Source organism: Bradyrhizobium sp. (assembly GCF_019242285.1).
Taxonomy (GTDB): Bacteria; Pseudomonadota; Alphaproteobacteria; order Rhizobiales; family Xanthobacteraceae; genus Bradyrhizobium.
Genome location: NZ_JAFAVV010000205.1, coordinates 1 through 5,633, shown reverse-complemented (window position 1 = coordinate 5,633; position 5,633 = coordinate 1). Strand labels below are relative to the sequence as shown.

Annotated in this window: 5 protein-coding genes; all 5 read right to left on the bottom strand. The window is 65.6% G+C overall.

What is annotated here, in order from left to right; genetic code table 11:
• Positions 1 to 96: 96 nt before the first annotated feature.
• From JOY90_RS07695 to JOY90_RS07675, 5 genes are read right to left on the bottom strand one after another with little or no spacing between them, the layout of a single operon-like run.
• Positions 97 to 963 (bottom strand): sugar phosphate isomerase/epimerase, encoded by an 867-nt coding sequence (locus tag JOY90_RS07695; RefSeq protein ID WP_291690550.1) that lies wholly within the window; start codon positions 961 to 963, stop codon positions 97 to 99.
• Positions 963 to 2,153: a dihydrodipicolinate synthase family protein gene (locus tag JOY90_RS07690; protein ID WP_291690549.1), complete on the bottom strand. Its 1,191-nt coding sequence runs from the start codon at positions 2,151 to 2,153 to the stop codon at positions 963 to 965. Before JOY90_RS07690 ends, JOY90_RS07695 begins: the two co-directional genes overlap by 1 nt.
• Before the next feature lie 11 nt (positions 2,154 to 2,164).
• The gene (locus JOY90_RS07685) at positions 2,165 to 3,316 is read right to left on the bottom strand and encodes a Gfo/Idh/MocA family oxidoreductase (RefSeq protein WP_291690548.1); all 1,152 of its coding nucleotides are present in this window, start codon (positions 3,314 to 3,316) and stop codon (positions 2,165 to 2,167) included.
• Complete coding sequence (locus JOY90_RS07680; protein WP_291690547.1) at positions 3,313 to 4,719, bottom strand: hypothetical protein; 1,407 nt, start codon at positions 4,717 to 4,719, stop codon at positions 3,313 to 3,315. The genes JOY90_RS07685 and JOY90_RS07680 overlap by 4 nt, the downstream gene beginning before the upstream one ends.
• A gap of 12 nt (positions 4,720 to 4,731) precedes the next feature.
• Positions 4,732 to 5,568: an ABC transporter ATP-binding protein gene (locus JOY90_RS07675; protein WP_291690546.1), complete on the bottom strand. Its 837-nt coding sequence runs from the start codon at positions 5,566 to 5,568 to the stop codon at positions 4,732 to 4,734.
• Positions 5,569 to 5,633 lie beyond the last annotated feature (65 nt).

Genomic DNA, 5,633 nt, shown 5'->3' with positions numbered 1-5,633 from the left:
CACCAGTCAACTCAAGGAGTTAGCGGCGCCGGCTCCTGTGCGAGGTGAAATGCGATGTTCTGTCGCATGAAGCGGTCAGGGCACGAGCGGGTGCATCTAGACAACCGTCCTGTGCCGCTCGATGCAGGTCCTGATCACCTCATCCATCGGTCTGTCCCACCACTCATGCGAGAAAATCTCGATCTCGCTGTAGCCGGCATAGCCGGTCGCCTCGACAGTCGCGCGATAGCGTTTGATGTCGATCACGCCGTCGCCCATCATGCCGCGGTCGTTGAGGATGTCCCTGGTCGGCACCAGCCAGTCGCAGACATGGAAGGCGAACAGCCGGCGATCGCGGCCGGCGCGCGCGATCTCTCCCATCACCTCGGGATCCCACCAGATGTGATAGACGTCGAGCGCAACGCCGAGCGCGCCGGTGCGGGCGGGGTCGAGCCGGTCGCAAATGTCGAGCGCATGCTTCGTGGTGTTCACGCAGGCGCGGTCGGCGGCATAGGCCGGATGCAGCGGCTCGATCGCCAGCGGCATCCTGGCCTGCGTGGCATATTCCAGCATCTCGGCGATGGCCTCCTCGACCTGCGCGCGCGCGGCGGCGATGTCCTTCGAGGCCGCACTGCCCGGCCGCGAGAATTGCGGCAGGCCGCCGGCGACCAGCACGACGCAGGGGGCTCCGAGCGCGCTTGCCTCGTCGACGCAGCGGCGGTTGTCGTCGCGCACCTCGCCGCGCCGCGCGGCATCGGAGGTGAACATGCCGCCACGACAATAGCCGGACAGTTCCAGCCCCGCGTCACGCACCGCGCGCACGGCGCGGTCGAGCCCGACGGTTGCGACCTGGTCGCGCCAGGGATCGATGGCGCGGATGCCGTGCCGCGCGCAGGCCTCGATGATCTGGACGAGGTCGCCCTGCTTGCGCACGGTCGCCGTGTTGAGCGACAGCCAGCGGTGATCGGAAGAAAAATCCCGCATCACGCCTCGATGCCGCGCAGGGCGAGCACAGCCCTCATGCGGTGCGTCGCCAGCTCAGGGTTGGCGAGCAGGCCGGCCTGGTCGGCGAGCTGGAACAATTCCGCGAGATGCAAAGTCGAGCGCGCGCTCTCCTGGCCGCCGATCATGGTGAAATGATCCTGGTGACCGTTGAGATAGGCCATGAACACCACGCCGGTCTTGTAGAAACGCGTCGGCGCCTTGAAGATGTGGCGCGACAGCGGCACCGTCGGCCCCAGCACGTCGTGGAATGCGGCCTCATCGCCGGCCGCCAGGCGCGACAATGCGTAGGACGCCGCCGGCGCGATCGCATCGAAGATGCCGAGCAGCGCGTGCGAATAGCCCTGCGCGTCACCGGCGATCAGCTCGGCGTAATTGAAATCATCGCCGGTATACATCTTCACGCCGGGGGCTAGTCTTCGGCGCATGTCGATCTCGCGCTGCTTGTCGAGCAGCGAGACCTTGACGCCATCGACCTTGGCGGCGTGGGCATTGATGACGGCGACCGCCGTGTCCATCGCCCGGTCGAGGTCGGCCGTGCCCCAATAACCCGCAAGCTGCGGATCGAACATGTCGCCGAGCCAGTGGATGATCACGGGCTTAAGGACCTGCGACAGCACGCGGCCGTAGACCCTGGCATAGTCGTCGGCGCCGCGGCCGAGTCTTGCCAAAGCCCGCGACGCCATCAGGATGATGCGGCCGCCGGCCTTCTCGACCGCCGCGATCTGCTCCTCATAGGCGCGGATGACGTCGTCGAGACTCTTCGCATCCTCCACCGCCAGATGATCGGTGCCGGCGCCGGAGAACACCAGTGCGTCGCGCGCCTTCGCGGCGCGAACCGAACGCGTGATCAGCTCCAGCGAGGTCTTCCAGTCCAGTCCCATGCCGCGCTGGGCCGTGTCCATCGCCTCCGCCACGCCGAGGCCGAGGTCCCAGATGTGCTCGCGGAAGGCGATGGTCCTGTCCCAATCGACCGCCGCCGTGAGCCATGGATCGGCATCGGCAAAGGGATCGGCGACGACGTGGACGGCGGAGAATGCCACGCGGTTCAGCGTGCCCTCGAGCTTCGCGGGAAAGGTCCGCGACGCCGCGAGGCGATAGGTCTCGAGCGAGCGATCCGCTTTCGGCAGCCGCAGCGACAGTGATGACATCGGAAGGACAGGCTTGTTCATAGCTCCCTCTCCTAGGCCTCGATCGGCGCGACGTCGACCCAGCGGCGTTCCTCCCAGCTCTGCAACGCGCATTCGGCGAGCTGCACGCCCTTGGCGCCTTCGAGCAGCGTGTATTTGTACGGCGCGCCCTCGCAGACGTGGCGGATGAACATCTCCCACTGCTCCTTGAAGCCGTTGTCGTAGGTCCCGTTCTCCGGCAGCTTCTGCCAGTCGGCGTAGAAATCATGCAGCCGCTTCTCGTCGGGATTCCACACCGGCCGCGGCGTCGCCTGCCGCGCCTGGATCATGCAATCGGTGAGACCCGCGACCGCCGAGCCGTGGGTGCCGTCGACCTGGAAGGTGACGAGGTCGTCGCGATAGACCCGTGTCACCCAGCTCATGTTGATGTGCGCGATGACGCCGCCCTTGAGGCGGAAGGTCGCGTAGGCGGAATCGTCGGCGGTCGCCCTGTATTTCTCGCCCTTCTCGTCCCAGCGCGCGGGGATATCGGTGGAGCCGATGCAGACGACGCTCTCGACCTCGCCGAACAGATTGTCCAGCACGTAGCGCCAGTGGCAGACCATGTCGAGGATGATGCCGCCGCCGTCCTCCTGCCGGTAGTTCCAGGACGGCCGCTGCGCCTCCTGCCAGTCGCCCTCGAACACCCAGTAGCCGAACTCGCCGCGCACCGAGAGCATCCGGCCGAAGAATCCGGAATCGCGCAGGAAGGCGAGCTTCTTCAAGCCCGGCAGGAACAGCTTGTCCTGCACCGTGCCGTGCCGCACGCCTCTTGAATTCGCGAGCTTCACGACCGCCAGCGCTTCCTCGAACGTCGTCGCGATCGGCTTCTCGCAATAGATGTGCTTGCCGGTGTTGATGGCCTTGGCGAGCAGCGACGGCCGCGCCTGGGTGGTTGCGGCATCGAAGAACACGGTGTCGTCCGCGTTGGCCAGCGCCTGGTCGAGCTCGGTGGTCCAGCGCGTCACGTTGAAGCGTTTCGCCAGCGCCTCGACCTTGCCGGCATCGCGGCCAACCAGGAGCGGATCTGGCATCACGCGGTTGCCGTTGGACAGTTTGACGCCGCCCTGCTCGCGGATGGCGATGATCGAGCGGATCAAATGCTGGTTCAGCCCCATGCGGCCGGTGATGCCGTTCATGATCAGGCCGAGGCGTTGGGTGGTCATGGCGGTTGCTCCTGCGGGATTCTTGTTGGTGGCCGCGCGAGCGGCGACAAAGAGGACCAGTCCGGATGGACCGAGGCGGCGAAACCGGGCGCGACCAGCGATCCCGTCAGGAGATCGCCGTCGTGGATGGCGAGGCGAATGCGATCGCCGTCACCGGCATAGAGATCGGGGTGCGCTTCCCTGAACGCACGCGCCTCGGCCGCCGGCGCGCCGGCAAAACCGTCGACATAGTGATGGCCGTTGCGCTCGGCATGGGTGATGCCGAGCAGCGCGCCGAGCGCGAGATCCTGCTGCACGGCAAGCCCGGCCTGGCAGGTCAGGTCTTCGCCGGTTACGAAGTATTGTACGCCGCTCGGAGAGCTCCATTTCGCTGCCCGGGTCGCGTTGATGATCGATTTGTAAATCCCCTTGCACGATTTCGAAGAGACGCCGCAATAGCCCAGCGCACGGGCTGCCGGAAAGGCATCATAGCAATCGTCGGATTCATCGATGATGAAGCCATTGCCCCAGAGATCGGCGAGCGGCGATTGCCGCGCAATATCGCGCGGCATCGGCTGCTCTATGTAAAGCAGCTTCCAGGCAATCGGCTGTAGCGCGCCGTCGGCGTCGAAACGCTCGATCAGCCTGCCAAGGGCCGCCAGGTCGGCATATTGCTCGTTGGCATCGAGCGTGACGCGGTAGTCGTGCGGCAACCTCGACAGCTCCTTGCCGATCCGGATCAGCCGTGCGGCGTCAGCATCCGGATCGCCGCCGAGCTTGAGCTTGAAATAACGCGCGCCCGCATTTTCCTTCGCATCGGCGACGCCGCCCTCGCCTTCGATGTTGTCATCGAGGCCCACCGTGTGCCGGATCGCCACGCGATCACGGCGCTTGCGCGTGGCAAGGAATGTTGCGATCTCGCCATCCGAGATATCACCCGACAGCCGTGCGTCGACTTCTGCGATGTTCTGCGCCATGCCGTCGAAGAAATTGACCTCGGCCGCTCGCAACAACGCATCGAGGACCGCCTTGTCGATTTCGGCGGGACCGAAACCGGCGGCGAGCGGCGGAATGTCCTCGTTGGCGCAAGCTTCGACCTGGGCGCCATGACAGGCCGCATGCAGGCCGAACGCGGTGTCAAAGCCCTTGTGCGAGAGATAGAGATCGCGCGCGATGTCGAGCGAGCGCCGCAACTCGGCCGATGACTCCTCCGCCGACAGATGCGGCCGCTTGTCAAACCATTTTGGCGCCAGCATCTCGGCGCTGGCGCCCGTCGATACGCCCTTGCCTTCAACCTCGATCTCGACGCGCACGAAGACCTGCACGGATGCGTTGATCGTCACCGCGCCGAAGCGGAACGGCCGGGCAAACGGGATTTGCCGCTCGAAAAAGGCGATATCGCGCAAGGCGAGGCGAAGCGGCATCTGGTCCTCTCCCTAATCCAGCGCGGACTGGGTGAAGAAATGCTTGCGAATGCGCTGCACCAGCTCGGTGAAGCGAGGATCAGCCATCACCTCGAGCGGGCGCGGCCGCGGCAGCGGCACCTCATAGATCGCCGCAATGGCCCCCGGCCGCTCGGTCATGACCAGCACGCGGTCGGCGAGGAACACCGCTTCCGGAATCGAATGCGTGATCAGCAGCACGGTCTTCCCGGTCTCGCGCTGGATCCGCATCAATTCGACGTTCATGCGCTCACGGGTCATGGCGTCGAGCGCGCCGAACGGCTCGTCCATCAGCATGATCTCGGGATCATGCACCAGCGCCCGGCAGATCGAGGCGCGCTGCTGCATGCCGCCGGAAAGCTGCCACGGCAGCTTTGTCTCAAAACCTTCGAGCCCGACCAGCTTCAGAAGCTCCTTCGCGCGCGGCAGAAATTTGTCGCGCGGCAGCCGCTTCATGTCGATCGGCAGCATGACGTTGGAGAGCACCGTGCGCCAGGGCAGCAGCAACGCATTCTGAAACACGATCCCGACATTGCCGTGCGGGCCCTTGACGATCTCGCCCTTCACCAGGATTTCGCCGGCCGACGGCGGCAGCAGGCCTGAGATCATCTTGAGCAGCGTGGACTTGCCGCATCCGGACGGACCGACCACGACGAAGAACTCGCCCTCGTCGATCTCGAAGTCCAGCGGGCGCAGCGACGGCACCTCGCCGTCGCGCCCGCGATAGGTCTTCGACACGCCGGAGAGCTTGATGCCCGGCGTGCCGCCATCGGCGCGGTCGCTCACCAGGCGAAGATGCGCCGCCCGATCCGCCTTGCTGGCCGCACTCATGCTCACTTCGGCAGGTAATCGCTGGTGTAGAACGATTTCGGGTTCTCATTGGCCTTGGCGTCGAG

Excerpts from the sequence above, each read along its gene's own strand:
- JOY90_RS07695 (WP_291690550.1), bottom strand. The coding sequence starts at position 963 with ATGCGGGATTTTTCTTCCGATCACCGCTGGCTGTCGCTCAACACGGCG.
- JOY90_RS07690 (WP_291690549.1), bottom strand. The coding sequence starts at position 2,153 with ATGAACAAGCCTGTCCTTCCGATGTCATCACTGTCGCTGCGGCTGCCG.
- JOY90_RS07685 (WP_291690548.1), bottom strand. The coding sequence starts at position 3,316 with ATGACCACCCAACGCCTCGGCCTGATCATGAACGGCATCACCGGCCGC.
- JOY90_RS07680 (WP_291690547.1), bottom strand. The coding sequence starts at position 4,719 with ATGCCGCTTCGCCTCGCCTTGCGCGATATCGCCTTTTTCGAGCGGCAA.
- JOY90_RS07675 (WP_291690546.1), bottom strand. The coding sequence starts at position 5,568 with ATGAGTGCGGCCAGCAAGGCGGATCGGGCGGCGCATCTTCGCCTGGTG.